Origin of the sequence: Cellulomonas algicola, assembly GCF_003851725.1 — a bacterium.
GTDB lineage: Bacteria > Actinomycetota > Actinomycetes > Actinomycetales > Cellulomonadaceae > Cellulomonas > Cellulomonas algicola.
Window position 1 is genome coordinate 1 of sequence record NZ_BHYL01000484.1, and the last position, 667, is coordinate 667.

Below are 667 nucleotides of genomic sequence, written 5' to 3' on the forward strand. Positions count from 1 at the left end.
GGTCCCGGACGCGCGAGTGCCGGGCGCCCCGGCTCCCACCCTCGCGGCGCCTGCGGGCGCGCCCCGCTCCCCGGTGGGCACGGCCCGGACCGCGGCGGAGGTGGTCGTCGGCCGTGTCACGGCGATCGCGCACCGCGCCGTCGCGCGCTGGGGGCGTGCGCCGGTCCTCGTCGTCGCCACGGCGCTCCTCGTCGGCGTCGCCCTCGCGGTCGTGCTGCTCGTCCGGCCCGCCTCGGCGCCCGAGCCGCAGACGCCTCCGCCCGCGTACCCGGTGGTCGACGGGCCGCTCGGCGACGCGCTGGTCCGTCTGCAGCACGGAGTCACGCCGTGAGCGCGCGGCGGTGGGCCGCGTCGGTGCTGGTCGCGACGGTCCTGCTCGGCGCGACGGGCTGCGCGCGCCCCGACCTCGACGCGGACCGCGCGCGGGCCCTCCAGTCAGACGTCCTCGCCGTCACGCAGGCGTCGGCCGAGGGGCGCTACGACGCGGCCGGAGCGCTGCTGGACCGGCTGCGTGCCGAGGTCGAGGACGGCCGCTCGAGTGGCGACCTCTCGGCCGAGCGGTACGCGACCCTCGCCGCGGCGATCGACGACGTCGCGACCGAGCTCGAGGCGTCGGCGTCGGCGCAGGCCGCTGCCGAGGCGGCGGCGCAGGCGGCTGCCGCCGAGG

General features: G+C 80.4%; 2 pseudogenes. Both read left to right on the plus strand.

Annotation, left to right across the window (positions count from 1 at the left end):
- Positions 1-331, plus strand: a pseudogene (locus CTKZ_RS21020) (hypothetical protein); the annotation flags it as partial.
- Positions 328-667, plus strand: a pseudogene (locus tag CTKZ_RS21025) (hypothetical protein); the annotation flags it as partial. The pseudogenes CTKZ_RS21020 and CTKZ_RS21025, both read left to right, overlap by 4 nt.